This is a genomic window from Streptomyces sp. NPDC002328 (genome assembly GCF_042890065.1).
Lineage (GTDB): Bacteria > Actinomycetota > Actinomycetes > Streptomycetales > Streptomycetaceae > Streptomyces.
Genome location: NZ_JBIARQ010000006.1, coordinates 166,475 through 191,906, shown reverse-complemented (window position 1 = coordinate 191,906; position 25,432 = coordinate 166,475). Strand labels below are relative to the sequence as shown.

The window sequence follows — 25,432 nt, the reverse complement described above, 5'->3', positions numbered from 1 at the left end:
ACGTGTTGGTCTCACGGCGGCGCTTGAGGTCCGCGTCGCAGAGTAGGACGACGATCTCCGGTCGGGCTTGGGTCTTGGGCATACGGGTGCTCCTCACGGGAGTGGGGTGGGTGGAGGCATCAATGGTCCGGAGGATCGCCGGTTTGGCCAACCGGCGATCTTCGGCTATGTTTCGCCCGTTTCGGCTGGTCAGCGTCGACGGTTGGAGTCGTTCACCGTGCTCGGGGGCGACTGCCTGGTGGGCGCAGAGGGGCCTTGGCGCCGACTGCCTCGGGCGGGTGGGTCGTGGGGGCTTTCGGGCAAGGCGGGCAGGTGGGCGCTGCGTCGCACACGCCAGACGAGGACGTCGCTGACGGAGGTCGCGGTGTCGAGTTCGCGCCGTCGGGCGGCTTCGGTCAGCAGAGCTGCCGGGTCATGGCCGGCTCTGCGGGCGTCGTCGAGGGTGGCGGCCAGGGCGGGCCAGCCTGCCTCGGCCCGGATGCGTTCGGCTAGCTCTGGCAGCACCTGGTGGAGAAGGCCGGCTTGCCGTTGATGAACACGCGGGGCCAGGCGTTGGCCTCGCTGGCGGAGAACAGCCATGGGTTCACCTGCGGCGGCCTGGTAGGCGGCGCGCAGGTGTTCAGCGGCTTGCCGGGCTGCTGCGGCCTGCTGGCCGTGGTGCTTCCTGGCGTGCCAGTTCGCTGCGGCCATGGCGAGGAAGAACGCCATATCGATGAGCATGGCGGTGGTGGCGCCGTCTTCCCCGCGGCCGAGGGCCGGCCCGCTGTGGACGAGGTCGCGGGCGGCCTGGCGCAGGGCGCGATCGTGCCCGCGGACAGCCTTCACGTGGGAGCGGCTCGCCCGCTCGAATACGAAGGCCGCCTCGCGCAGCTCAGCACGGGTATGGGCGGCGGAGGTCTTGGCCAGCGCGTCCAGGACCTCACCCGCCGCGGCGATCTGGGCCGCTGCTGCGCCGTCGTCGCCGTGGTCGACGACCAGTAGCGCCTGCCAGGTAGCGGCGGTGGCTCGGCGCCGCGCGAACGCGGGACCTGTCACGTCCGGCAGGGCCGGCTGCTCCGGCCCGGAGCCGTCCGCTGAAGCTGCCTCGGCAGGAAGCGTCCAGCGTTCGCGGATGCGGGGCAGGGACAGGTCGGGTGCGAGCGTGGAACCCGCGTAGAACACCGGCTCCTTCTCACCGTTGCGGTCATCGGGCAGCGCGACCTTGTAGCCGAGCAGGTCGCCGGAGGGCGCGACGCGCTTGCGGATCAGCAGACCGGCGGCGGCCAATCGGTCGAAGAGCTCCTCCTCGCTGTCGGCGCCGGCCACAGCGCGCCGTACGGTCTCGCGCAGCTCCTCGCGCGCCGGGCGCTGCCTGCCCGCGCGTTCGGCCTTGTGCCGCTCCGCGCTGGTGGCACGCTTGGCGGCGGTGCCGTCCCCGGGCGCGACCTGATGCAGGCCGAGTTCCTTTTCGATCAGGCGGCACTCGGCCTGGGCGCGTTTTCCGGAGCGATGGTGGTCGGGGCGGCGGCCGTCCTCGCGGACGAGGGTGGCGATGATGTGGATGTGATCGTCGGCGTGCCGGACGGCGGCCCAGCGGCAGCCGGCGCCGTCGCCAGGGTCGATGCCGGTGGCGGCGACCATGCGGCGGGCGATGTCGCCCCACTGTTCGTCGGACAGGACCGGGTCGTCGGGTGCGGCGCGCACCGAGCAGTGCCAGACGTGCTTGTCGGGACGCCGGTCAACGTCGAGCAGCGACAGGGGCTGGTCGAGGAGGTGCTGGAGGTCCCTTTTCGTGACCGAGGGGTCGCGGCCGGGGTCGGGGGCCATGCCGTCGAAGGAAGCGACCAGATGCGGGTCGATGTGCTCCTCGTGGGTGCCCTTGCCGTACAGGTAGTGCAGGAGCCCGAGGGTGTTGCTGCCCTGCTGGTGGATCCGGGGGATCAAGCCGCCTGGTCCTCCTGCACGTTGGCGATCCGGTCGGCCGCCCGCTGGACGGCCTGTGCGGCACGCTGCAGGTCGGCGAGGGCGGCGGCGAAGTGCGGTGCGTCGACACCGGAGTTGAGTGCCTTGACCGCCTGGTTGACGTTGCTGCCCGCCCAGCCGAGCTGACGACGCACACCGAAGAGGGCAGTCAGGATGTCCCGCTCGGTGGCGATGGCCGCTGCGGTGCGGGACTGGTCGCGGGCAGCGGCCAGGGCGGAGTGGGCCAGGAACCCGGCCACGCTCATGCCGACGTGGTCGGCGCCGGACTGGATGACGGCGAGTTCCTGGCCGTTGAGGCGGACGCTGTGGGCGGGGCGCTGCTTCTTGTCACGCGGACGCGACGTCCCCTTCCTGGCCTTGCCCCTCGGGCTGGCCTTGCCTGGCTGCGGTCCGCCCTCGGTCGCAGCCTTCCCGTCCGGTGCCCCCTGGTGCCGGACGGGGCCCGCCACCCCCGGGGCGGGTCCGGGTTCGGGCGCTCCCCCTGCGGGGGAGTGTCCGAACCTCCATCTTGCTCCGTCTGACGTCGGCGTTGTCGTCGTCTCGTTGCGAGTGGCGGGGTGTTCGTGGTGTCGGTCGTGCACGCGCAGTTCTCCGGGGGTTGTTCGGTGGGGGAGTTGGGGTTGAGTCTCCGGATGTTGGCTGATGGCAGCCAGGGATGGTGGTCGGAGCGATAGGGGGCTGAGGGATGCGATCTGGGAGTCGGGGTGAAGTAGGGCTGTCGGCTCAAGGACTGTGGTCGCAGGTATGCCAGCGGGACCGGTCCCCGTAGTTCCGCCGTCCAGGGTCCCCGAACGCTTCGGGACCGGAATGCGACGTCCTCGGGGGACGGTCCCCCTGACACGGCGTCACGGGGACCGTCTCCTTCCTGATGCTCGGTCCCGGTCCCGGTCCCGGTCCCGGTCCCGGTCCCGGTCCCGGTTCGGGACGGGTCTGAGACGGGCTGCAATGGGGACGGTCCCCGATACCGGGGACGCTGTGGGGACCGGCCTGAAAGGCCGTCTGAGCTGCGGTTTCCATGGGACCGGTCCCCGTGTCGGTCCCCAATTCAATGTCCCCGACGGTCCCCGGTTCCCCTGCGCGACGGTCCCCGGCGAGTGGCGAGCGTGATCGCGGGGACCGTCGGGGACCGAGGCCAGTCCGCGGCCGTCGTGCGCTCGGTCCCCGGAACGCGGTCGCCGTTGTGCTCGTCGGAACGTCCTCGTCCCGACGAGCATGGAAAGTCAGGGACCGACGGCCGTAGGACTACGCGACTGCGAGTAGGAGCGCGCCCGGCCCTCGTTACGCAGCCCGATGTGGGTCCATCCGGGCAGTGGCAAGGTCGACGCGCGACGGGTGGGGCGTCGCACGTACGGCATTGCCCCTGGCAGCACCGTCAGGGCTCGCTCGGCGTTGCCGGCACGCGGCACCCGCAGGTGCGTGGCACCACTCGCACCGGACGCTGAGCGCGTCGGGGACGCCCTTGGCCACAGTGGTCTCGCGCGCGGCGTGGGCCGGGCGGTAGCGGTCCAGCTCGGCGCGTACGGCCGGCGGGATGCACGACCCGATGCTGCGCAGGCGCTCCTCGATGTCGCGGGGCCGGCCACCGCTGGCGATGTGCCGGTGTGTCGAGGGTGCGGCCACCCCGGCAGCAACAGCGTTCCGGGACCGGAGCAGCTCGGCACGCCAGGTGGCCGGATCGTCCGGGTCGGCGGCCGGGGTGGGGTCGGTGTGCCGGTCGAGGCGGTCGCGTCGGTGGGCACGCCACTTGCGGGCGATGTCCACGGGCAGGATCGGGTACGGCGAGTCGAGGACGTGGGCCCGTATCGCCTCGCGGACGTCCCAGCCGTGGGCGGTGGCGAAGGGCACGTCGTCAAGCAGCTCCTGCCACTGGGCGATCTGGTCACGGGCATCGCCCGTGCCGGTGCGGATGGTGCGGGGATCCAGGCACCCGATGTAGGCGAGGACAGCGGCGACTTCGCGTCGGTCCAAAGGCGGGTTACTCCGTTCCGGTCGGTTCGTCGAGGGCAGCGAGGAGGGCGGCCATGTGCGCCTCGGAGCGCGTCCTGCCGGTGGTCGGGGTGGGCGTGCCGCCGGGCAGGGCGTAGAGGTTCGGGCGGTCGGGGGCGGGGGTGCGCTCCCGGGCGATCCACGCGCGCCAGTCAGTGGCCCACGCGGCGGCGGTGCGGGGCGTCCATGTGGCCCGGTAGGCGCGCCACTTCTCGTCGGCGGCGTGCAGCGCGTGCTCGCCGAGGCGGTCGAGGTGGCCGTGCTGCTGCAGCCAGGCACGGGCGCTGTCGTCGATGCTCCATTCGTTGGCGGAGATGAGTGGGGCAGAGCTGCTGCTGCTCTTACCGTTCACCTTCGGTTCTCTACTGTTCTGGGGGTCGGAATCCGCACCCCTGTCGGGTCGGAATCCGTTCCCCCCAGGGGTCGGATTCCGTTCCCCGGGGCCGGGATCCGGCACCCCTTGGAAGGGCTCGGCAGGGTCGGATTCTGGCCCCCACCGGGTCGAAATCTGATCCCCCTGGAGGGCTGGATTCCGGTCCCCCTCCGTCTCCTCTTCGGAGAGGAACCGGGCAGCGGCCGGGAGGCGGTAGTACGTCTCTCCCCGTGGCCCCTTGCGGTCGGCGAGCTGCACCAGCTCGCCACTGGCGATCAGCTTGGTCAGCGCGTCGCGCACGGCGGTACGGGAAGCGTTGGCGCGTTTCATGAGGGTGGACACGGACGCGTACGCGACGCAGTGCCGGTCGCGGCACCGGTCGGCGATCAGGGAGAGAACCATGCGGGCGGTGCCCTTGCTGTGGCTGTGGTCCCACACCCATTCGCGGGCGTCGTAGCTCATCGGGGGGCGGCTCCTAGGTCGGGGCGGGGAGGTGTGGGTGCGCCCTCGTCGGGCGATGCGCGGGGAGGGGGCTCGCAGCCCTCGGCGGTAGGCGCGGGGAGCTGGTGGCGTCGTTTAGCCAAGACAGCCACATCCATGCCGCACAAGTCCAGCATTCCGCCGAGAATTCAGACAGCTGACGGCGAACGCGTGCTGCGAGGCATCACCAAAACCATAAACCCGGATCGCCGGTTGCCGAAATAATGCCCCGTCAGACGAAGCCAGAAGGATCACACGGGGAGATCGTTGATTCTCCGCCGGGGCGCAAGCTACAACACAACATCCCACGTCAGAGCCCACCGTGAGGCTGGCGAGGACGGCGCTCGCCGGACACCCGGAACCCAGCCCAAAGGCACTCCCCGCCGTCCGCGCGGCGCAACATAGCCGACGATCGCCGGTTAACCAAACCGCCAAATGGAAGCTACAAATGGAGTCATGGCAGCACGATCCCTGGAAATCGGACCGGCCGGAATTCGGACCGCCCGCACCATCGAAATCCTCCGCATCGAACGCGGCCTCGCCCAGCGCGAGCTTGCCGCCCGCGTCACCGCCCTCGGCCGTCCGATGACCAACACGATGCTGTCCCGTATCGAGCGCGCCCAACGCCGCTGCGACATCGACGACGTCGTCGCCCTCGCCCAGGCCCTGCGGGTCTCGCCCCAGGCCCTCCTCCAAGGGACCCGCGCCGCGTAACCCCAAGCGCCGCCAGCAGGACCGGCCTGCAGCCCCGAACCACCCCGAGTGAAGGACTCCTCGCCCTTGCGCCGACCCGTAATACCCCCTGCCCTGCCCCGCTCACATCGCACCGCTCGTGCCGCTCAGGAGGTGACCGCGAATGGCTGACCGCCTCCTGACCGTGGCCGAGGCCGGCGAAATGCTCGGTACCGGCGAGCGCTTTGTCCGCCGCCTGATCGCCGAACGGCGTATCCGCCACGTCAAACTCGGCCGACCGGTCCGCATCCCCGAGAGCGCGGTAGCCGAGTACGTCGATGCGCGCACCGTTGAGCCGGTCCGCCGTGCCCGTGCCCGCTACCGGAAGGCGGCCTGATGACCGGACGCAAGACGCAGCGACGGCGCGAGTTCGGCACGGTACGCAAGCTCGCCTCCGGCCGGTGGCAGGCCCGCTACCTCGGACCGGACGGCCAGCGGCACAAGGCTCCGGAGACGTTCGAGACCAAGTCCGACGCCCAGGACTGGCTCAACCTCACCCGCGCCGACATCGAGCGCAACGTATGGCGCGACCCGGACTCCGGGGCGGTCAACTTCGAGAAGTACACACTCCGTTGGATGGAGGAGCGCGGCCTGGCTCCCACCACCGTCGACCGCTACGACGGGCTTCTCCGCCTCCACATCCTGCCGACCTTCGGCGGCAAGGACCTGGACGAGATCACCCCGCCCTCCGTCCGCACGTGGCGAGCCGAGCGCTTGAAGGCGACCGGCTCCACGACGGTCGCAAAGTCGTACCGCCTGCTGAAGGCGATCCTGCAGACGGCGGTCGACGACGACCTCCTACGCAGCAACCCGTGCCGTATCAAGGGAGCGGGCAAGGAGGAGGCCGACGAGCGGCCCACCGCCACCATCGAGCAGGTCTTCGACCTGGCCGATGCCATGGGACCGCGCTGGCGCCTGATGGTCCTGCTCGGCGCCTTCGCCTCCCTTCGCCCGGAGGAGTTGGCTGAGCTGCGCCGCCACAGTGTCGACGTAGACGAATGCTCCCTGCGCGTCACGCAGGCTTCCCCGGAGCTGACGAACGGCAGACGCGTCACCGGCGACCCCAAGACCCGCGCCGGCAAACGCACCATCTACCTGCCCGACTTCCTGCTCCCGGAGCTGCGCCGCCACCTGCAGTGGTTCGCCGAGAAGGAGCCGGACGGACTGATCTTCGTCGGTGAGAAGGGCGCTCCGTTCCGCCGCTCGACCTTCGGTCGGAAGTGGCGCAAGGCCAGAGTCAAGGTCGGGATGCTGGACAACTTCCGCTTCTACGACCTGCGCCACACCGGCAACAACCTCGCCGCCGACACCGGAGCGAAGTTGAAGGACCTCATGGTCCGTGCCGGTCAGTCCTCGGAGCGAGCCCAGCTGATCTATCAGCACTCGACGGTGAAGCACCAGCGGAGGCTGGCTCAGGGCATTGACGCCGAGGTGCGCGCACAGCTCCGTGAAGCGGCCGCGACCCAACAGAGTGCCTGCGAGGCATAGGGCCTTGGCGTTCATGCACGGGATCCGGTCGACGCGGCCGGATCCCGTGCCCGCTGACACTGAAAAGACTGCGGAACGCGGGCGTTTCGACGCTGCCCACGAACTCGGACACCTCGTCCTGCACGGTGAGGAACAGATGCCGCATGGACCACAGGCCGAGGCGGAAGCGCACCGCTTCGCAGCCGCATCCTTCATGCCGCCGCCATGGTGCTTGCCCACCGGCTGCATGAACTGGGCCTGACCACCGAATGGCAGTACCGCACCCACTCCGTGGAACTCGGCCGCCTCGGCTACCGCAAGCCAGAGCCCCGAAGCGGAGTCGCCCGCGAGACCTCCCAGGTGCTGGGCAAGGTGTTCACTGCCCTGCGCAGCGAGGGGACGCGACCTGCGGACGCGGCCCGCGAGCTTCACCTCAGGCTCGCCGACCTCGACGACCTGATCTTCGGGCTCGTCGTCACCGCGCAGGAGGGAGAGGGGCGACGCCACGGTGGTGTACACGATCGGCCGAAGCCGTCCGTGGTCCGCTGACACGCCGTCCGGCAGTGGTTCGAGGTGAGGCGCTGCCGCAGTCGGTTTCGCGGGTCGGGCCGACAAAGGACATGCAGGGCGCATTCAACCCTCCGACGAGACCGCCCCGGTGTACGACTTCGCCGATGAGAAGACCAGGCTGCACCGGATGCAGCACAACTGCGCCGGTCGCCGCACGTCACGTTACGCGAAGGCCCTCGCGGTCTTCGAGGGCGCTGATGGCGGTGGCGGTGAGGCTGTGGGTGATATGGCTTCGCATCAGCTGGGCGGCTTCGGCGGCGCGGCCGTCCACGATGAGGGAGACAAGTTGGCGGTGTTCCTGTAGGTCCCGGGTGCGGGGTTCGTCACCGGGCGGGAGTTCGAGACCGAGGCGACGGTAGCGGTCGGACTTGTCCCACAGGTCGTCCAGGAGACGGATGAGGACGTCATTGTGCGAGGCCCGGTACAGCGCCTGGTGGAAGGCGCGGTGGGCCGTGAGTGCCTCTTCCCCCCATTGGCGGGTGACGGGGAGGAGCTTGTCGACGGCGGCCCGCATCGTGGCGATGTCGTCGTCGGTGCGTCGCCGCCTCCTCGAGGCCGAGCCCGGCAGCCTGCTCGACGAGCAGGGCGGCCTGGACCACGCCAAGGCGTGGGACGTGATGATGAACAACGAGAAGCCCGGCGGGCATGGCGAGCGCTCGGTCGCGGTCGGCGTGGTGGACATGGCCCTGTTCGACCTGGCCTCCAAGATCGAGGGCAAGCCGCTGTACCGGTATCTGTCCGAGCGCTACGGCGACGGGCAGCCCGACGACTCCGTCTTCGTCTACGCCGCCGGCGGCTACTACGCCCCGGGCAAGACCCTCACCGACCTTCAGAACGAGATGCGCGGCTTCCTCGACCTGGGCTACGACGTCGTCAAGATGAAGATCGGCGGCGCCGACCTGGCGGAGGACCTGCGCCGTATCGAGGCCGTCATCGACGTCCTGGACGGCGACGGCTCCCGGCTGGCCGTCGACGTCAACGGCCGCTTCGACCTCGACACGGCCCTGGAGTACGGGCGGGCCATCGAGCCCTACGGGCTGTTCTGGTACGAGGAGATCGGCGACCCGCTCGACTACCACCTCAACGCCACCGTCGCCGAGCACTACACCGGCTCCATCGCCACCGGCGAGAACCTCTTCTCCCCCCAGGACGCCCGCAACCTGATCCGCTACGGCGGCCTGCGCCCCGACCGCGACACCATCCAGGTCGACCCCGCGCTCTCCTACGGTCTGGTGGAGTACCTGCGCATCCAGGACATGCTCCGTCAGCACGGCTGGTCATCGAGGCGGTGCATCCCGCACGGCGGGCACCAGTTCTCCCTGCACATCGCAGCCGCCCTCAAGCTCGGCGGCAACGAGTCCTACCCGGGCGAGTTCCAGCCCACGGGCGGCTTCGCCGACGACGCCGTCGTCGAGAAGAGCCGCGTCGGCCTGACCGACACCCCCGGCATCGGCTTCGAGAGCAAGGCCGCCTTCTACAAGGTGCTGCGCGCCCTGCACAGCTGACCGCCACCCCGCCGCGGACGCGTCCGCCACCGGGCGGGCGCCTCGGACGGCACCGCCGATACGGGCGCCACACACGAGATCGGGGGCGCGCGAGCCGCGTCGCGTCCCCCGCACCACCCCCACGGGACAGGGCTATTCACGATCGTCGTGCAAGGGAGCACCAACGATGACAAGCACCACCACCGCCGGCCGCCCGCAGCGGTCACGGCTGAGCCGTCTGATACGTGAGCTGTGGTTCCAGGTCGTCCTGGCCGCCGTCCTCGGCATCGCCGTCGGTATCCTCGCGCCCGGGCTGGGTGAGGACCTGAAGCCGCTCAACGACTGGTTCATCGCGCTGGTCAAGATGATCGTGATCCCGGTCGTCTTCTGCGTGGTCACCACCGGCATCGCCTCCATGGACAACCTGCGCAAGGCGGGCCGGATCGGTGTGAAGGCGATCGGCTACTTCCTGGTGCTGTCCCTGGTGTCCATGCTGATCGGGCTGGTCGTCGCCAACATCTTCCAGCCCGGTTCCGGCCTGCACGTCGACCCCTCGTCGCTGAACGCCGACGACGTGCCCAAGACCGCCACCGAGCACGCCGCCTTCACCGGCTTCGTCTCCTCCCTCATCCCCGCCTCCCTGCTGGGCGCGATCACCGGGGATGCGATCCTGTCCGCGCTGATGGTCTCGATCGTCTTCGGTGTGGCCCTGAACATGGCCGGCGAGGAAGGGGCACCGCTGACCCGCGGCATCAAGGCGCTGTCGGACGTCGTCTTCCGCATCGTGGGCTGGGTGATGCGGCTCGCGCCCGTGGGCACCTTCGGCGCGCTGGCCACCGTGGTCGCCACCTACGGCGCCGAGAGCCTCAAACAGCTCGGCTACCTCATCATCCTGTTCACCGCGACCTGCGTCGTCTACGTCCTGGTCGTCCTCGGCGCCATCATGCGGGCCTGCCGCCTGAGCCTGTTCGGCCTCATCCGCTTCCTCAAGGCCGAACTCCTCGTCGCCCTCAGCACCTGTTCCAGCGAGGCCGTACTGCCCCAACTGGTACGCAAACTGGAGATCCTCGGCATCGGCCGGCCCGTGGTCGGCATCGTCATCCCTTCCGGGTTCTCCTTCAACCTGGACGGCTCCGCGGTCTACCTCACGATGGCCTCCCTCTTCCTGGCCCAGGCCATGGGCATCGACCTGTCCTGGCAGCAGCAGCTGATCATGGTCGGCGTCATGATGCTCACCAGCAAGGGCACCGCCGGGATCGCGGGCGGCGCGTTCATCGTCCTCGCCAGCACCGTCACCGCGGTCGGCCACATCCCGCTCGCCGCCCTCTCCCTGATCGTCGGCATCGACCGCATCCTCAACGAGGGCCGCGTCTTCATCAACGTCCTCGGCAACGCCGTCGCCACCATCGTGATCGGCAAGTGGGAGAACGACTTCGACACCGAACAGGCCCGCAAGGTCCTGCACTCCCGCACCACCACGCCGCCGCAGGACGAGCTGGACACCACCAAGGTCGGCGCCGACAAGTAGCCGGGCTCGATGTCGAGTGCAGTCACCCTCGACGGCGTATGCAGCACCCACCGGCGGCATCCTCCAGGCCGCCGTGCACCAGGACAGCTGAGGAACCCTTCCCGCGAGCACGCCCAGCGTCTCCTACTTGATGACCATCCGGCTCGAAGCCCCGCGGCAGGCAACGCGGTCTTTCGACGGACAGCCACGATGGAGGTGCTGGGCGGTTCAGTCACCCCACCCGGGACGTCGTCTCCGGGTCCCCGGCGGGTGCCAACAGCCACCTCGCCCGCACCCGTTCGGAAGCCGCCCCTCGGCCGCGGCGGCGTTGAGAACCTGTGCGAGGTGCCACCCACCGACATGTCAGAAGGGGGAAGCCAGTGTGGGCGCGTCCGGGGCCGGCCTCGGATGCCGCGACGCCGAAGCGATACCGGATCCGCTGGGTGGAACCACTCCACCAGGCAGAGACCGCCGATCCATGGATAAGCCGTCCTCTCCCGCCCCTGCGCGGGCGTCTTTACGGTCGGGGCTGCGGGCGCTCACCGGCCCGCCGTACCGAAGGAGCAGGACCCCCATGAAGATGACCGGCAACACGATCCTGATCACCGGCGGCACCTCGGGCATCGGCCTCGGTCTGGCCCTGCGTCTGCACGAGGCCGGCAACAAGGTGATCGTCGCCGGGCGGCGCAAGGAACTCCTCGACGAGATCACGGCCGAGCACCCGGGCGTCGAATCGCTCGTCCTCGATGTCGCGGACCCCGACTCGATCGCCCGGGCCCGTGAGACCGTGGCGGCGAGCCACCAGGGGCTGAACGTCCTGGTCAACAACGCCGGCATCATGCTGCGGGAGAACCTCCTCGACCCGGCCGGACTCCAGGTCGCCGAGGATCACGTCGCGACCAATCTGCTCGGCACGATCCGGATGACGTACGCCTTCCTGCCGCTGTTGGTGGGCAGGGACGACGCGGTCGTCATGAACGTCACCTCGGCGCTGGCGTTCGTCCCGTATCAGAGCACTCCGACCTACAGCGCGACCAAGGCCGCGCTGCACTCCTTCTCCGAGAGCCTGCGCATCCAGCTCGCCGGTGCTGATGCCGGCATCCAGGTGATCGAGGTGGTCCCGCCGGGCGTGCGCACGACCCTGCTGGGCCAGCAGGACAGCGACCAATCCATGCCGCTGGACGACTTCCTCACCGAGACTCTCGACCTGCTGCGGGAGAAGCCCGACGCGAAGGAGCTGGTCGTCGAGCGCGCCAGTTTCATCCGCGACGCGCAGGCCAACGGCTCCTACGACGACGTCCTCGCCATGATCAGCGGCAGCTGACCGAACTGTTGTTTCCGACGGGAAACAACAGCAGGCGAGCGCCGTCACACGACGAACCTCGTCCTGTCGGCCAGGCCGGGCGACGAGGCCCGGGGCCCGTCCAAAGCGTCAGGAGTCCTCGACGGAGACCGTCGCCGCAGGCCGCCTTCCATGCCGACGGCCTGCGGCGTACCGCCGACAGCCGGCGAATTTCCCAGAGGGTCACGCAGGGGCAGATGACCAGCGGGTCGTCTCGCCGCGAGCGCCATCGCGTCGGCCGTACGGGCGGCTTCGCGCGGGCAGAAGAGGAGGGCTCAGCCATGGATCGGCGGTCTCTGGATAGCCGGGCGGGGTACGGCGAGGATGGGGCCATGGACAAGAAGGAACTGGCGGAATTCCTGCGGTACCGGCGTGAGGCGCTGCGCCCCCGCGACGTCGGGCTGGTCGAGGGGTCGCGTCGGCGTACGCAGGGACTGCGCCGCGAGGAGGTCGCGCAGCTCGCCGGTATGTCCACCGACTACTACGCCCGGCTGGAACAGCAGCGTGCTCCGCAGCCCTCCGTCCAGATCACCGCGGCTCTCGCCCGGGCATTGCGGCTGACCCTGGACGAACGCGACCATCTCTTCGTCCTCATCGGCCACAACGCCCCGGCCCGCTTCCACCGCTCCGAACATGTCAGCCCGACCCTGATGCGGGTCTTGGACCGTCTGGACGACTCCCCGGCCCTGGTGCAGACCGACCTGCTCGACACCCTCGCGATGAACCCGTTGGCCGTCGCGCTGCTCGGCGACCACACCCGCCACACCGGACTGGCCAGTAGCGGCTACTACCGCTGGTTCATGGACCCGGCCGAGCGTCTGGTGTATCCCGAGGAGGTCCACGAACACCACGGCCGTGCCCATGCAGCGCGCCTGCGGGCCGCGCTGACAGCCGGCAGCGACACCCCCCGAGCTGCCCGGATCCTCGCCGAACTCCAGGAACACAGCAACGAGTTCGTCCGCATGTGGGAACTTCAGGAGGTCGCCCAAAGCTACGACGACTGCAAGACCATCCTCCATCTAGAACTCGGCCGCATCGACGTAGACGCCCAGCTCCTGTTCACCGAGAACCGCGCCCAGACTCTGGTGGTGCTGACCACTCGTCCCGGCACGGAGAGCCACAGCAAGCTCGAACTGCTCTCCGTCATAGGGCACCAGCAGCTCACTTCCTGACGTCCTGGGCCGGGGGACGGGTCCGGGCTCGGCGCGGGAGGGGCCGAACAAGTTGGAGACCTGTGTGCTGAATCCGGTCAGGGGCGCCGGTGATGCATGCGGTCACGGCCCTGTTCTCCCGAAGCTACGGCGAAGTGACAAGTGGCTCTCTGTAATCAGAGTGACGCTCGGTCGGGGAGAGCGGGGCGGGGGCCGGGGACTTCGCCGACCTGAAGGGCGGCGAAGTCGGCGTGGGCCTGGTCGACGGCTTCGGGGTATGCCTCGCGCTTGGCGTGTTCGGCGAGCGCCCGGTAGATGCTGGCGACGAGGGGTTGTGTCCCTTGCGCTTGCCGGTGGGGTTGATCAGACCGGGCTGGATCTGCTCGACGGACTCGCCGCCCGCGCTGCGCCTCAGCACGGTATGGAGCATGTCATCGGTGATGACCGGCGGCCGGCCACCGTGCTTGCCCTTGCGGGCCGCGGTGTCGAGCCCCTCCAGCGTCGACTCCCGGATGTTCTCCCGCTCGGTCTCCGCCATCGCCGCGAAGAACGCGAACAGCAGTTTCCCCGGCCCCGTCGGGTCGTAGAAGCCGGGCAGAGGGCCGGCGAGCATCTCCAGGACCATGCGGTGCGCGGTGAGGTGGTCGGCGAGTGCGGTGAGTTCGGCGGCGTCGCGGCCGAGGCGCTTCATCTCGTACACGGTGAAGATGACGCGGCAGTGCGGGGCGTGCGCCTTGACCTCCCGAGCCGTGCGGAGCGCCTCCTCGAACCGGGGGCGGACCCGGACGCGGGTGCTGATCTTCTCGCTGAAGATCTTGTCTCTCGGGATGCCGTGCTTGCTGAGCGCGTCGAGCTGGGAGTCGAGTTCCTGCCCGAGGGTCGAGCAGCGGGCGTAGCCGATGCGGATGTCCGCGCTCGGCAGCTCCGGGTCGATCGGCGCCGGCGGCGGGGTGCCCGGCCGCCAAGGCCGGCCCGGCCCGCGGTCAGCCGGGGTCGGCACCCTCAGCGCCTTCTTCAGCCGGGGCACCAGGGTGAAGCGGCGGGTGTGGTAGGCGGAGGCGACCGCGCCGCCGCGCGAGCGGCCCGGCGAGCCGGGCTGAGCATCACACTACGGACAGGCGTGCTGTTCGACGTCGTCCGCGTCCGACCGGTCGGACGGGGAGGGCTGCTGAGGGTCCGTCATGAGCCCGGATTTTCGCACAATGTAAGTCACAGAAGGGGGTCCGTCCCGCTTTTGAGTGAGAACAGGTTCTGAGAACGAATCCGGGATCGACAGGGGTCCGGCGCCCAGTATTGATCTTGCTCGTGCAAAGGACCGTTTATGAGGGGCTGTTCTTCGCTGAGTAGGGCCTTGATCCAGCTTTCGCTGGAAGCACGACTTCGAGATCTTCGCGAGCGGCCGACCAGCGAGCCGCAAGTTCCCCGTAGATCTCCGCGGCGCGGGTGGTCCTACCGGTCTCCAGTCGCTTGGCACTGATCCGGCGAGGAGTGACCGGAGACCGGCAGGGCTATCACCGCTGCGTTGCGATCAGCGAGGGCGGCTGTTGTTGTGAGAGTGCGGTCAGGCGGCGAAGGAGGCGAGCAGTTCGTTGTACTGCTTGGCGGCGGTGTTCAGGTCTTCGTCGGAGAGGCCGAAGGCGGTGCCGTACAGCTTGACCATCGGCTGGATGTCGAACTGGCACAGCCGCAGGGTTGCGTGCCAGTTGCTGAGGAGCGTCTCGAGGGTGGTCTTGTTCGCGCCTTCGGGGGTGTAGTGCTCGGCGGGGACGCCGGCGGTGACGGCGACGACGGCCTTCTTGCCGGCCAGCTTGGAGGGAGAGCCGTCCACGGTGAAGGCCCAGCCGAGAGTGAAGACCTTGTCCTGCCACTGCTTGAGCAGAGGGGTGGTGTTGTACCAGAACACCGGGTGCTGGAAGACGATCACGTCGTGTTCGGCCAGCAGAGCCTGCTCGGCGTCGACATCGATCTGGAAGTCGGGGTAGGTGGCGTAGAGGTCGTGCACGGTGACATGGGCCAGCTCGCGGACGGCGTCCACCAGAGCCTTGTTGGCCTTCGACTGGGACAGGTCGGGGTGGCCTACGACAAGGAGAACCTTGGACATGATGAGAAAGCCTCTTCAGTGATCAGAAATGGGTGAACGGGTGCGGGTTGGTCGGGTGCGACGGGTCAGTACGTCGCCGGGGCGTCAGATCACCGGTCGATGGTGGCCATGTTCGCCTCGTCGTGGCGCTCGCCCGCGGCCGGTGTGAGGTTGTTCAGGCGGTCGATCTGCGCGGCGCTGAGTTCGATGCCGTCGGCGGCGGTGTTCTCTTCGACGCGTGCGACTCGCCGGGTTCCGGGGATGGGGGCGATGTCGTTGCCGCGGGTCAGCAGCCAGGCCAGGGCGGTCTGGGCCGGTGTGGCGCCGATCTCGGCGCCGATGGCCTGTACTTCGTCGACGATGCGCAGGTTGCGCTGGAAGTTCTCGCCGGTGAAGCGCGGGTTGGTCTTGCGCCAGTCGTCGTCGGCGAAGTCGTCGACGGTGCGGATCTGCCCGGTCAGCAGGCCGTGGCCGAGCGGCGAGTAGGGAACGAATCCGATACCGAGCTCGCGCAGCAGCGGGAGGATCTCGGCCTCGACGTCGCGGGTCCACAGGGAGTATTCGGTCTGGAGTGCGGACACCGGATGCACGGCGTGTGCCCGGCGGATCGTCTCGGGACCGGCTTCCGAGAGGCCGATGTGGCGCACCTTGCCTTCGGCGACCAGCTCGGCCAGCGCGCCGACGGTCTCCTCGATGGGCGTGTTCGGGTCGACGCGGTGCTGGTAGTAGAGGTCGATGTGGTCGGTGCCGAGCCGCCGGAGCGAGCCTTCGACCGCGGCCTTCACGTTGCCGGCGCTGCTATCGATGACGCCGGGGCCGTTGCCGGCGTGGGAGACGAGACCGAACTTCGTCGCCACCACGACGTCGTCGCGGCGGCCCTTGATGGCCTTGCCGACGATTTCCTCGCTGTGGAAGGGGCCGTAGATCTCGGCGGTGTCGATGTGGGTGACCCCGAGGTCCAGGGCACGGTGGATGGTACGGATCGACTCGGAGTCATCGAGTCCTCCGCCCGTGGTGTACGTGCCGGCCATGGTCATGGCTCCCAGGCCGATGCGGGAGACATCGAGCCCGCCCAGTGATACGTGCTTCATCAGGTACTCCTTTTCGTGACGGCCGTCAGGCCGGTCTGATCAATGGGGTGCGCCACCAGCTGGCGGACCGTGCTTCGGTGGTCCGCACGCTGTCGGCGCGGGCGCCGTTGCCGGGTAGCGGGTCAGCGCCGTAGGTGCACCCGGCGGCTTCCGGCCTCGGCCGGGCGTGGTGCTCAGGCGTGGGTGTCGTCGTAGGCCAGGCTGCCGAGGACATCGATGCCGCGGTCGCCGGTGATGTGCTTCGTCCAGGCGGCCGGGCGGGCCGGCCATGGGGGATTCGAGCTGGCCGCTGGTGGTCCCCGGGGGTCCGCGCGCTGTACCGGCTGCGCCGGGTCAGTGCTCGTGGGCCGCCGGCTCCAGAACGAGGACCGGGATCTCACGGTCCGTGTTCTTCTGGTACTCGGCGTAGTCGGGGAACGCCTCAACGGCTCGGGCCCACCACAGGGCCTTCTCGTCCCCGGTCACCTCGCGTGCCAGCATGTCCTGGCGTACCGGGCCGTCCTGAAGCTCGACCCGGGGGTCGGCCACCGCGTTGTGGTACCAGACGGGGTGCTTGGGGGCTCCTGCCATGGAGGCGACCACGGCGTAGGCGCCGTCGTGCTCCACCCGCATGACGGGGGTCTTGCGGATCTTGCCGCTCTTCGCGCCCAGGGTGGTCAGGATGACGACGGGCAGGTCCCGGAGCCTCTCGTCTTCCTCCCGTGCGACCAGGACACTCAGCGTCGTTCCCTGCGTACCGCCGGAGCTTTCGTACAGCTCCACCTGGTCACGTACAAACTGCGCCTTGCTCGGCTCGTACTCGCCTTTGAGGGGCATGTTGATTCTCTCCGTGCTGTCGAAACGCGCACCCGGCGCGGTCATCCGTCCTGGCCGGGGGTGCGGGGCGTGGTGCTCAGGCGTGGGCATCGTCGTAGGCCAGGCTGTCGCCCAGCTCGCGGGATGCCTCGGCCTGGGCGAGGAGCTCCTTCGCCTTGGCCTCGGCGGCCTCGATGGCGTCCGCACCGGCAACGAAGCGCAGCAGCGGCTTCTCCTGGCCGGCGATGGTGAGCAGGGCGCGGGCGAGCTTGGCGGGGTCGCCGGGCTGCTGGCCGTTCATGCTCTTCATGCCCTCGATCCTCGGGGCGGTGCGCGGGGCGTAGTCGTCGATGGACAGCTCGGGCCAGGTGGTGGAGCCGTCCACGAGGAGTTCGGTGCGGAAGTAGCCGGGCTCCACGACGGTGGTGTGGATGTTGTACGGCTCGACGTCGTAGCGCAGGGACTCCATCCAGCCCTCTTCCGCGAACTTGGAGGCGGCGTAGGCGGAGGTGAACTCCATGCCGACCAGTCCGGCGGTCGAGGTGATGGTGATGACGTGGCCGGCGCGCTGGCGGCGCATGATCGGCAGGACGGCGCGGGTGACGTTCATCGGGCCGAAGAGGTTGGTCTCGAACTGCCGGCGCATCTGCGCGGGCGAGATCTCCTCGAAGTAGCCGGTGAAGAGATTCCCGGCGTTGTTGATCAGGACGTCGATGCGGCCGAAGCGGTCGACGGCGGCCTGCGCGGCGGCCTCGGCGTCCTCCAGGCTGGTGACATCGAGCCTGGTGACCAGCAGATTGTCCTGCGGCCCGTCCAGGGTCTTCTCGACCTCTGCGGGGCGGCGGCCGGTGGCGACGACCTGGTGGCCGGCGGCGAGGGCCTCGCGGGCGATGTCCGTGCCCAGACCGCGTCCGGCACCGGTGACGAGAATGACCTTGCTCATGGGGGGCTTCCTTTCAGGCGCCGTGCTCCGGCACCCGCTGTGTGCGGGGGGATGCATGCCGCACCGACGGCGCCTCAGAGGGGGGCTGGGACCGGCGGCACGAGCACCGTCTGTCTGGACGGTTCACACCGCCGTGGGCGGTGCACCACCAACAAAACCGGCTGTCACGCGAGGGTGGGAGTCCCTGATGAGGGGGTCACTGACAGGGACCCCCAAGGCGGCGGATGCGCTCGTAGAGTGAAGCGCATGGCAGGCAGAAACGACCCCAACGGCACAAACCGCGACGTCCGCGATGATTTCCGGGCGGAGATCCGGGAATTCCTCGGCACGCGACGGGCCAGGGTCACCCCCGAGCAGGCCGGACTGCCCGTGTACGGCGGAGAGCGTCGGCGGGTCACCGGGCTGCGCCGCGAGGAGGTCGCCCTCCTCGCGGGCATCTCCAGCGAGTACTACACACGGCTGGAGCGCGGCAACGCCACCGGAGTCTCCGAGAGCGTCATCGAAGGTATCGCACAAGCCCTGCAACTCGACGAGGCCGAACGCATCCACCTGCTCGACCTCCTGCGCGGCGCCGGCACCACCCGCCCGCCACGCCGCCGCCCGGCTCAGCAGCGTGTCCGGCCCACGGTGCAGCGCGTCCTCGACTCCATGAACGGCACACCCGCGTTCATCCTCAACGGACGCGGAGACATACTGGCCACCAACCACCTCGGGCGCGCACTGTTTGCCCCCGTCTATGCCGACCCTGCACGGCCGCCGAACAACGCCCGGTTCGTGTTCCTCAGTCCGCACGCGACCGAGTTCTTCCGCCGCTGGGACGAGGTCGCCAATGACGCGGTCGCCATGCTGCGCGCCGAGGCCGGCCGCGATCTCTACGACCGGCGGCTTTCGGACCTGATCGGGGAGCTGTCCACCCGCAGCGAGGAATTCCGTCGCCGCTGGGCGGCCCACAACGTCCGGATGCACACCACGGGCGTGAAGCTCCTCCACCACCCGGTCGTCGGCGACCTCGACCTGCCCTTCGAAACCTTCCCGCTCCCCGACGGCCCCAGCCAGTTCCTCCTCACCTACACCGCCGAGCCCCACTCACCCTCGCAGGACGCTTTGAACCTGCTGGCCAGTTGGGCCGCGGCCAACGAGGACATCGAGCGGTCCGCGCCGGCCAACGACTCCGAACACGCCGACTCGACCGAGACACCCGACTGAACGACGGGCCACGCGAGGCGACATGCCCGCCCGCGAACACCACAACTGACCACCCGGACGGCACCACCCGAAACGCATCGGGTGGGCGAGGGGGGCGATCGGTTCACATGGACGCGGCCTTCTTCCGCAGCCGCTCCTCCTCCAACAGCGTCCAGACCTCGATCAGATCCTCCGGCTCCCACTCTTGCCGACCCACGCGCTCCCTCCGGTCGTCATGACCGGACCAACCTCCCCGAGCACGGCCCCCGATGGGCCCAGAAGATCAAAACACTGACAAGCGCACCCCAGAGCCGCTACAGAGAGCTACTTGTCACTTCGCCGTAGCTTCGGGAGAACAGGGCCGTCACGGTCCAGGACGCCGGAAGTCGTCGGGGCCGGCGGTGCGGCGCCCTACGCGCCCACTCCCGCACGGCTCTTGTCCTGCGCTACGCGGCCAGACACGTGGGCCCCCTGGGCTGTCCGGGCTCCATGGTCGGGCCGCCGGTTTGACCGGATGCCGCCTCCGTTTTACTCTCGCAGGTATACGGAGGCGGCATCCGTTTTGATGCGGCCGCAGGATCCCGGCAGGCAGGAGGGCGCATGAGCGCCGGTGAACAGCGGGGACGCAAGCCCCGCGCGGACGTCCAGCGCAACCGCGCTGCCCTCCTGGAGACTGCGCAGCGTCACTTTCTGCAGCACGGGGTCGGCACCTCCCTCGAGGCGGTGGCCAAGGAGGCGGGCGTCGGGCCCGGCACCCTGTACCGGCACTTCCCCACCCGGGAGGCACTGCTGGCGGCTGTGCTGCAGACGCGCTCCGAGGAGCTGGTGGCCCGCCAGGCGGAGATCAAGCAACTCGGTGACCCGGCTGAGGCGCTGGAGCAGTGGCTGCGGGCGATGGAGGACTACTTCAGCGCCTTCAGTGGGCTGCCCGACCCGCTCATGGCCGCGGCCAGGGCGCAGGAACCGGACAACCCGCTCACCATTCCCTGCGACATCCTCATCTCCGCCACCGATCAATACGTGCGAGCCGCGCAGCTCGCGGGGCGCGTGCGCGCGTCGGTGCGGGGGAACGACCTGTTCCTCGCGGCCTGTTCCGTTGCCTGGATCAAGGGCACCGGTACCGAGGAGGAGTCGCTCGACCGGCTCCGCACGCTCATCGCGAGCGGCTACCGCCAGCAGGACACCCAGGCGTAAATCGCCGGGCACCCCGCTCCGCCCCCGCAACGCCAGGCGGCAGCACCACCCATCCATCACATCGTGCTGCCCCCAGGGTCGGCGCAACCTCCTAAGGAACAAATCATGAAAATTACTGTCATAGGCGCTGGCGCCATCGGCGGGAACCTCGCTGCCAAGCTCAGCACGGCCGGTCACGACGTCCAGGTGGCCGACGCCCGCGGCCCCGAGGCCATCCGGGCGGAGGTATTGGAGTCCGGGGCCCGCGCGGCGGACCTCTCCGACGCCGCCGTCCAGGGCCGGGACGTCATCGTCCTGTCGATCCCGTTCGGGGTGGCGGGCCAGCTGGCGGACCTGTTTGCGTCGGTGCCCGACCAGACGGTGGTCATCGACACCTCGAACTACTACCCCGGCATGCTCAGCGAGCCGATCGCGGCGGTGGACAACGGCCAGGTGGAGAGCGTGTACACCGCCGAGCTGCTCGGCCGCCCCGTGGTCAAGGCGTGGAACGCCGCGCTGGCCGAAACCCAGCGGACCAAGGGCGTCCCGGCCGGAACGCCCGGCCGCCTCGCCATCCCCGTCGCCGGCGACTCCGAGGAGGCGCGGAAGGTGGCCATGAGCTTGGTGGACGACACCGGCTTCGACCCCTACGACGCCGGCACGCTGGCCGACTCCTGGCGCCAGCAGCCGAACAGCCCCGCCTACTGCACCGAACTGACCCTCGACGAGCTGCCGGCGGCCTTGGCCGCGGCCGACCGCGTCAAGGACGCGGCCATCCGCGACAGCCTCCCGGAACGCTTCGCCGCCCTCCCGGCCAACCCCACCGTCGACGACGTCGTCGAGATGAACCGCGCCGCCCACCGCTGAGACACCCGACGCGGCACTCGTGCATGCAACGGACACGAGCGGCAGCGCCGGCACGCCACGAACGAAGACGAACACGAAGAGCGCACAGACCCCCGCGCTGCAGACTGCAGCTTTGGCACGCCGCTGCCTGCGGGCATCCGCAAGCCTGTCGGCACCCGCAGGGTGCGTCCGCAGCCGCGGCGGCCTCCGCGCAGCGCAGCATGGCAGATGACTGCGCGCCACGGAGAGGAACCACCTTGCCCGGCACCGCATCACCCTTCACCGACATCGCACGCTCCCGACGCTCCCCCCGGCGGTTCCTGCCCACCGCTCTGTCCCCTTCGGACATCCGCGGCGTGCTGGAAGACGCACAGACGGCCCCCTCGAACAGCAACACCCAGCCGTGGACGGTGCACGTCGTCTCGGGTGCGGCGCGGGACGCTCTGGGCAAAGAGCTGCTCCGGGCCGAGGAGGAGGGGCGGACCTCCCCGGATTTCACCGACGGCTACGGCGAGGGCCTCTACCTCGAGCGGTCGCGGGCCCTGGGCGCGAGTGTCTACCGGGCCCGGGGCGTCGAGCGCTCGGACCGGGACGGCAGGAGGGCGGCGGTCCGCGAGAACCTGGAGTTCTACGGCGCTCCCCATGCCGCCTTCCTGTTTATGCCGGCACTCGGCGACGGGGTGCGGACGGCCGGCGACATCGGCATGTACGCGCAGAACTTCCTGCTCTCGCTGGCGACCCGGGGGCTGGCCGGTATCCCGCAGACCGTACTCGGCGTCTACGCCGACACCGTCCGCGAGTTCCTGGGCGTCCCCGCGGAGCTCAAGCTGCTGTTCGGCATCTCCTTCGGCTTGGCAGACCCGGCGGCACCGGTGAACACGCTCCGCACGGAGCGGGTTCCGCTGCAGCGGAGCGTGGTCCTGCATGACACCCCGGGAGTCCTCGACAGGCCGTAGTTCCTCCGCCCGCAGGAACCAACCGGTCACCTGGGCGCGGGCCGCCACTCGACCGGCCCGCGCCCGGCGCCCGCACAGCCCTTGACAATACGGAGCGTTCCTCCGAATTGTCGATGAAGTAATCGGAGGAACTCTCCGTTTCCCGTCGCCCGGTCTGGAGGAGTAACCGTGACAAGCCGACAGATGATCCTGGGAATGCAGTTCAGCGGCGGATACGGGTCCGCACCCGGGGCCTGGCGGCTGCCGGGGGCGAACCTGTACAGCTACACGGACATGGACCAGTTCGTGCGTTACGCGCAGGCCGCCGAGCGCGGCAAGGTCCAGCTGCTGTTCATCGCGGACACCCCGGTCCTGGACGTCGACCTCGACCACCATGCCCCGCACCACATGATCGACCCGCTGCTGATCCTGACCGTCCTCGCGCGCGAGACCGAGCGGATCGGCCTGGTCACCACCGCCTCCACCACGTTCACCGAGCCCTACAATCTCGCCCGCCAGTTCAAGGCCCTGGACGTGATCAGCCATGGCCGGGCCGGCTGGAACGCGGTGACCACCTCCGATCCCGCCGCCGCGGCGAACTTCGGCGCGACGATCCCGCCGCGCGCGGAGAAGTACGAGCGTGCCCACGAGGTCATCCAGATCGTGCAGGGGCTGTGGGGCAGTTGGGAGAAGGACGCCTGGCTGCTCGACGTCGACGGCAAGCGGTTCGCCGACATGGAAAAGATCCAGCCGGTCAACCTGCAGGGCAAGCACGCCGCCTCCCGCGGCCCGCTGCCCATCTCCCCGTCCGAGCAGGGCCAGCCGGTCATCTTCCAGGCAGGCGGCGGCAGTTACGGCCTGGAACTCGCGGGCCGTTACGCCAGCGGCGTCTACGCCAACCCGTACACCATCGAGGACGCCCGGGCCCAGCGCCAGGCCCTGCGGGACGCCGCCAAGCGTGCCGGACGCGACCCGGACGAGGTGAAGATGCTCGCCGGCTTCATGCCGACCATCGCCCCCTCCCGCCAGGCCGCCCTTCAGCGGCGCCGCTTCCTGGACGAGGTCGTCGACCTGAACCAACGCGTCCGCTACCTCGGCGCCATGATCGGCCTCCCGCTCGGCCCCGGCCAGCTTGACGAGCCGCTGACCGCGGACCAGCTCGCCGACGCCATACCCAGCCCGCACGACCCGCGCTCCGCCCGCGCCCTCGAAGTGGCCCGGGAAGGCTGGACCCTGCGCGACATGCTCGCTCACGGCGTCATCGACTACCACCCGGTGGTCGCCGGCACCGCCGCCGACGTGGGCGACCACATGCAGCAGTGGTTCGAGGCAGGTGCCTGCGACGGCTTCTCGATCGCCGTCGACAGCTACCACGACGGCTTCGACGCCTTCGTCGACCAGGTCGTCCCGATCCTGCAGGAACGCGGCCTGTTCCACGACGACTACGAAGGCCCCACCCTGCGCGAGAGCCTCGGCGCCCACGACCAGTACGGCCTCGACCCGCGCCTCACGAAGCCGGGCCCGGTTGCTGAGTAGGCCGCCAGAGCATGCGCCGTGAACTGTCGCTTTGCGTAAGTGACTTCGCAAGCTCAACTCGCCATAGTGGTGCAGGTCACATGAAATGCGTCTCGCCATTCGAGACGCCTGGGGGGCGAGGCGTCCGGAGTGGCCCCCCAAGTGGGCGGATGTGGTCGCCGTGCCTCGACTTAGGGCACGCGGAGGGCACGGAACCCCCGAATTGGACTAGACAACAAACAAACCCCAGGCCGCTGACCTGGGGTTTCATCATGGAGCGGGTGACGAGAATCGAACTCGCGCTCTCAGCTTGGGAAGCTGATGTTCTACCATTAAACTACACCCGCGTAAGACGCCGGCCGGGCCGGTGTCCGATTGCCCCGTCACTCTACCCCATGGCAGGCGTCGGGTGCTGGAGCCAGGGAGTCTGAGGGCGTTTCAGGGGTGGGATCCGGGTACACGAGGCCGGAGTTGGGGCGTACGGTGGTGGCCGTCGGTGAGGGGTCCGGCGGGGCTTCCGGGTCCCGGAGTGCCGCCTGTGAGAGCGTCCCGATCGTCCCGTAATGTGGCTTTCGTTGTCCGGCGAGCAACAGCCGGACGCGGCTCTTGGGGAAGGGACTTCAGGACTTGATGGAGCGCACCGTCGTCCGCTGTGCCGATGGGCACGTGTTCAGCACCACTTCGTTCCCGATGCAGCAGGCCGAGCGCCTCGGCCCCGGGCGGCTCGTCCGGTGTCCTCGCTGTGCGCGGCTGCGCAGTGTGGTGCCGGTGGCCCTCCAGGGGGCCGTGGGCAGCGGCAGGAAGCAGTAGGGGAGAACCCCGGGAACAGCAGTGGCTGTCTGGCGCGCGGAGCCGTCCGATTGTGGTCGGTCCGCGCGCCTTGCGTATCCTCGGGGCGTGCTTCTCTCAGACAAGGACATCCGGGCCGAGATCGACGCCGGGCGGGTACGGATCGATCCCTACGACCATTCCATGGTGCAGCCGTCGAGCATCGACGTACGGCTCGACCGATACTTCCGGGTGTTCGAGAACCACCGGTACCCGCACATCGACCCCTCCATCGAGCAGGCGGACCTCACGCGGCTCGTGGAGCCGGAGGGGGACGAACCGTTCATCCTCCACCCCGGCGAGTTCGTGCTCGCCTCGACGTACGAGGTCATCACGCTCCCCGACGACCTCGCCTCCCGGCTGGAGGGCAAGAGCTCCCTCGGGCGGCTCGGGCTCGTCACCCACTCCACCGCCGGGTTCATCGACCCGGGGTTCTCCGGGCACGTCACCCTGGAGCTGTCCAACCTCGCCACCCTGCCGATCAAGCTCTGGCCCGGTATGAAGATCGGGCAGCTGTGCATGTTCCGGCTGAGCTCGCCCGCGGAGTACCCCTACGGGAGCGAGCGGTACGGCTCCCGGTACCAGGGCCAGCGCGGGCCCACCGCCTCCCGCTCGTTCCTCAACTTCCACCGGACCCAGGTGTGAGCGACGGCACGACGGACGCCTCCGCGTCCACCCCCGAACCCGTACGGGAGACCCTGACGTACGAGCGGTTCGGCACCGCCGTCCGTGAGCTCGCGCAGGCCGTGGCCGACGACGGGTACGAGCCCGACATCGTGCTCTCCATCGCCCGCGGCGGCGTCTTCGTCGCCGGCGGGCTCGCCTACGCCCTCGACTGCAAGAACATCCACCTGGTCAATGTGGAGTACTTCGGGCTTGCCGCATAGCATGCGCCGCCCGGCCTTGGCAAATGTGCAGGTGAGACGGGCTGTCAGGTTGATTGGATCTTACTGTTCGTTGGCGTCGATTGCCGCTGATCATGGTTCA

At 69.4% G+C, this 25,432-nt stretch carries 26 protein-coding genes, 1 tRNA gene and 1 pseudogene; 17 read left to right on the top strand and 11 right to left on the bottom strand.

From position 1 onward, the window contains the following. Positions 1-189: 189 nt before the first annotated feature. The 4 genes from ACFYX4_RS18215 to ACFYX4_RS18200 all read right to left on the bottom strand — a co-directional run bounded on the left by ACFYX4_RS18215 (position 190) and on the right by ACFYX4_RS18200 (position 4,783). Entirely contained in the window at positions 190-1,923 is a 1,734-nt protein-coding gene (locus tag ACFYX4_RS18215) for a relaxase/mobilization nuclease domain-containing protein (protein ID WP_389333547.1), read from the bottom strand. Next, a complete protein-coding gene (locus tag ACFYX4_RS18210) occupies positions 1,920-2,411 on the bottom strand; it encodes a mobilization protein (protein ID WP_389333544.1) in 492 nt (163 codons plus the stop codon). Before ACFYX4_RS18210 ends, ACFYX4_RS18215 begins: the two co-directional genes overlap by 4 nt. 829 nt (positions 2,412-3,240) lie before the next feature. Then, on the bottom strand, positions 3,241-3,930 hold the full coding sequence (locus ACFYX4_RS18205; RefSeq protein ID WP_389333541.1) for a hypothetical protein: 690 nt from the start codon (positions 3,928-3,930) through the stop codon (positions 3,241-3,243). Between the two features lie 7 nt (positions 3,931-3,937). Continuing rightward, positions 3,938-4,783 (bottom strand): helix-turn-helix domain-containing protein, encoded by an 846-nt coding sequence (locus tag ACFYX4_RS18200; RefSeq protein WP_389333538.1) that lies wholly within the window; start codon positions 4,781-4,783, stop codon positions 3,938-3,940. Positions 4,784-5,257: 474 nt separating this feature from the next. On the opposite strand from ACFYX4_RS18200, the gene ACFYX4_RS18195 reads away from it, so the two are divergent. From ACFYX4_RS18195 to ACFYX4_RS18175, 5 genes are all read left to right on the top strand, one after another. Then, positions 5,258-5,515, top strand: a complete 258-nt coding sequence (locus tag ACFYX4_RS18195; RefSeq protein ID WP_389333535.1) for a helix-turn-helix domain-containing protein — start codon at positions 5,258-5,260, stop codon at positions 5,513-5,515. A gap of 142 nt (positions 5,516-5,657) precedes the next feature. After that, positions 5,658-5,870, top strand: a complete 213-nt coding sequence (locus tag ACFYX4_RS18190) for a helix-turn-helix domain-containing protein (RefSeq protein ID WP_389333533.1) — start codon at positions 5,658-5,660, stop codon at positions 5,868-5,870. Then, positions 5,870-7,021: a tyrosine-type recombinase/integrase gene (locus ACFYX4_RS18185; protein WP_389333530.1), complete on the top strand. Its 1,152-nt coding sequence runs from the start codon at positions 5,870-5,872 to the stop codon at positions 7,019-7,021. Before ACFYX4_RS18190 ends, ACFYX4_RS18185 begins: the two co-directional genes overlap by 1 nt. A gap of 13 nt (positions 7,022-7,034) precedes the next feature. Next, complete coding sequence (locus ACFYX4_RS18180; RefSeq protein ID WP_389334193.1) at positions 7,035-7,262, top strand: ImmA/IrrE family metallo-endopeptidase; 228 nt, start codon at positions 7,035-7,037, stop codon at positions 7,260-7,262. After that, entirely contained in the window at positions 7,226-7,549 is a 324-nt protein-coding gene (locus ACFYX4_RS18175; RefSeq protein WP_389333527.1) for a hypothetical protein, read from the top strand. Before ACFYX4_RS18180 ends, ACFYX4_RS18175 begins: the two co-directional genes overlap by 37 nt. Positions 7,550-7,727: 178 nt before the next feature. Here ACFYX4_RS18175 and ACFYX4_RS18170 read toward each other — a convergent pair whose 3' ends face one another. Next, positions 7,728-8,084 (bottom strand): FCD domain-containing protein, encoded by a 357-nt coding sequence (locus tag ACFYX4_RS18170; RefSeq protein WP_389333524.1) that lies wholly within the window; start codon positions 8,082-8,084, stop codon positions 7,728-7,730. Between ACFYX4_RS18170 and ACFYX4_RS18165 the strand changes: the two genes are divergently transcribed. The 4 genes from ACFYX4_RS18165 (at position 8,065) to ACFYX4_RS18150 (ending at position 13,075) form a co-directional block, all read left to right on the top strand. Beyond that, entirely contained in the window at positions 8,065-9,075 is a 1,011-nt protein-coding gene (locus ACFYX4_RS18165; protein WP_389333521.1) for an enolase C-terminal domain-like protein, read from the top strand. The two genes, ACFYX4_RS18170 and ACFYX4_RS18165, sit on opposite strands and share 20 nt — an antisense overlap. Positions 9,076-9,241: 166 nt before the next feature. Continuing rightward, positions 9,242-10,582, top strand: a complete 1,341-nt coding sequence (locus tag ACFYX4_RS18160; protein WP_389333518.1) for a cation:dicarboxylate symporter family transporter — start codon at positions 9,242-9,244, stop codon at positions 10,580-10,582. Positions 10,583-11,135: 553 nt separating this feature from the next. Then, positions 11,136-11,885 carry an SDR family oxidoreductase gene (locus ACFYX4_RS18155; protein WP_389333515.1) on the top strand — a complete coding sequence of 250 codons (750 nt, stop codon included), beginning with the start codon at positions 11,136-11,138 and terminating at the stop codon, positions 11,883-11,885. Between the two features lie 350 nt (positions 11,886-12,235). Next, positions 12,236-13,075: a helix-turn-helix transcriptional regulator gene (locus tag ACFYX4_RS18150; protein ID WP_389333512.1), complete on the top strand. Its 840-nt coding sequence runs from the start codon at positions 12,236-12,238 to the stop codon at positions 13,073-13,075. 124 nt (positions 13,076-13,199) lie between these two features. On the opposite strand, the gene ACFYX4_RS18145 is transcribed toward ACFYX4_RS18150, so the two are convergent. The 5 genes from ACFYX4_RS18145 to ACFYX4_RS18125 all read right to left on the bottom strand — a co-directional run bounded on the left by ACFYX4_RS18145 (position 13,200) and on the right by ACFYX4_RS18125 (position 17,963). Continuing rightward, complete coding sequence (locus ACFYX4_RS18145) at positions 13,200-14,054, bottom strand: recombinase family protein (protein ID WP_389333509.1); 855 nt, start codon at positions 14,052-14,054, stop codon at positions 13,200-13,202. Between the two features lie 561 nt (positions 14,055-14,615). After that, a complete protein-coding gene (locus ACFYX4_RS18140) occupies positions 14,616-15,155 on the bottom strand; it encodes an NAD(P)H-dependent oxidoreductase (protein ID WP_389333506.1) in 540 nt (179 codons plus the stop codon). A gap of 89 nt (positions 15,156-15,244) precedes the next feature. Beyond that, entirely contained in the window at positions 15,245-16,225 is a 981-nt protein-coding gene (locus ACFYX4_RS18135) for an aldo/keto reductase (protein ID WP_389333503.1), read from the bottom strand. A gap of 333 nt (positions 16,226-16,558) precedes the next feature. Next, a complete protein-coding gene (locus ACFYX4_RS18130; RefSeq protein WP_389333500.1) occupies positions 16,559-17,041 on the bottom strand; it encodes a nitroreductase family deazaflavin-dependent oxidoreductase in 483 nt (160 codons plus the stop codon). Positions 17,042-17,117: 76 nt separating this feature from the next. Further along, the gene (locus ACFYX4_RS18125; protein WP_389333497.1) at positions 17,118-17,963 is read right to left on the bottom strand and encodes an SDR family oxidoreductase; all 846 of its coding nucleotides are present in this window, start codon (positions 17,961-17,963) and stop codon (positions 17,118-17,120) included. Positions 17,964-18,209: 246 nt separating this feature from the next. Here ACFYX4_RS18125 and ACFYX4_RS18120 point away from each other — a divergent pair, with 246 nt between their 5' ends. The 5 genes from ACFYX4_RS18120 to ACFYX4_RS18100 all read left to right on the top strand — a co-directional run bounded on the left by ACFYX4_RS18120 (position 18,210) and on the right by ACFYX4_RS18100 (position 23,638). Further along, positions 18,210-19,169, top strand: a complete 960-nt coding sequence (locus tag ACFYX4_RS18120) for a helix-turn-helix domain-containing protein (protein ID WP_389333494.1) — start codon at positions 18,210-18,212, stop codon at positions 19,167-19,169. 579 nt (positions 19,170-19,748) lie between these two features. After that, entirely contained in the window at positions 19,749-20,342 is a 594-nt protein-coding gene (locus ACFYX4_RS18115) for a TetR/AcrR family transcriptional regulator (RefSeq protein WP_389333491.1), read from the top strand. Positions 20,343-20,447: 105 nt separating this feature from the next. Beyond that, the gene (locus ACFYX4_RS18110) at positions 20,448-21,188 is read left to right on the top strand and encodes an NADPH-dependent F420 reductase (RefSeq protein WP_389333488.1); all 741 of its coding nucleotides are present in this window, start codon (positions 20,448-20,450) and stop codon (positions 21,186-21,188) included. Between the two features lie 236 nt (positions 21,189-21,424). Beyond that, complete coding sequence (locus ACFYX4_RS18105) at positions 21,425-22,123, top strand: nitroreductase (RefSeq protein ID WP_389333485.1); 699 nt, start codon at positions 21,425-21,427, stop codon at positions 22,121-22,123. 168 nt (positions 22,124-22,291) lie between these two features. Beyond that, positions 22,292-23,638: an NtaA/DmoA family FMN-dependent monooxygenase gene (locus ACFYX4_RS18100; protein WP_389333482.1), complete on the top strand. Its 1,347-nt coding sequence runs from the start codon at positions 22,292-22,294 to the stop codon at positions 23,636-23,638. A 252-nt stretch (positions 23,639-23,890) separates the two neighbouring features. Here ACFYX4_RS18100 and ACFYX4_RS18095 read toward each other — a convergent pair. Then, positions 23,891-23,964: transfer RNA gene (locus tag ACFYX4_RS18095), tRNA-Gly, on the bottom strand. A gap of 283 nt (positions 23,965-24,247) precedes the next feature. Between ACFYX4_RS18095 and ACFYX4_RS18090 the strand changes: the two genes are divergently transcribed. From ACFYX4_RS18090 to ACFYX4_RS18080, 3 genes and pseudogenes are all read left to right on the top strand, one after another. Then, positions 24,248-24,427, top strand: coding sequence for a hypothetical protein (locus tag ACFYX4_RS18090; protein WP_389334190.1), 180 nt, complete (start codon positions 24,248-24,250; stop codon positions 24,425-24,427). 87 nt (positions 24,428-24,514) lie between these two features. After that, complete coding sequence (dcd, locus tag ACFYX4_RS18085; protein WP_389333479.1) at positions 24,515-25,090, top strand: dCTP deaminase; 576 nt, start codon at positions 24,515-24,517, stop codon at positions 25,088-25,090. Continuing rightward, positions 25,087-25,317: pseudogene (locus tag ACFYX4_RS18080) on the top strand (phosphoribosyltransferase); the annotation flags it as partial. The gene dcd and the pseudogene ACFYX4_RS18080, both read left to right, overlap by 4 nt. Positions 25,318-25,432 lie beyond the last annotated feature (115 nt).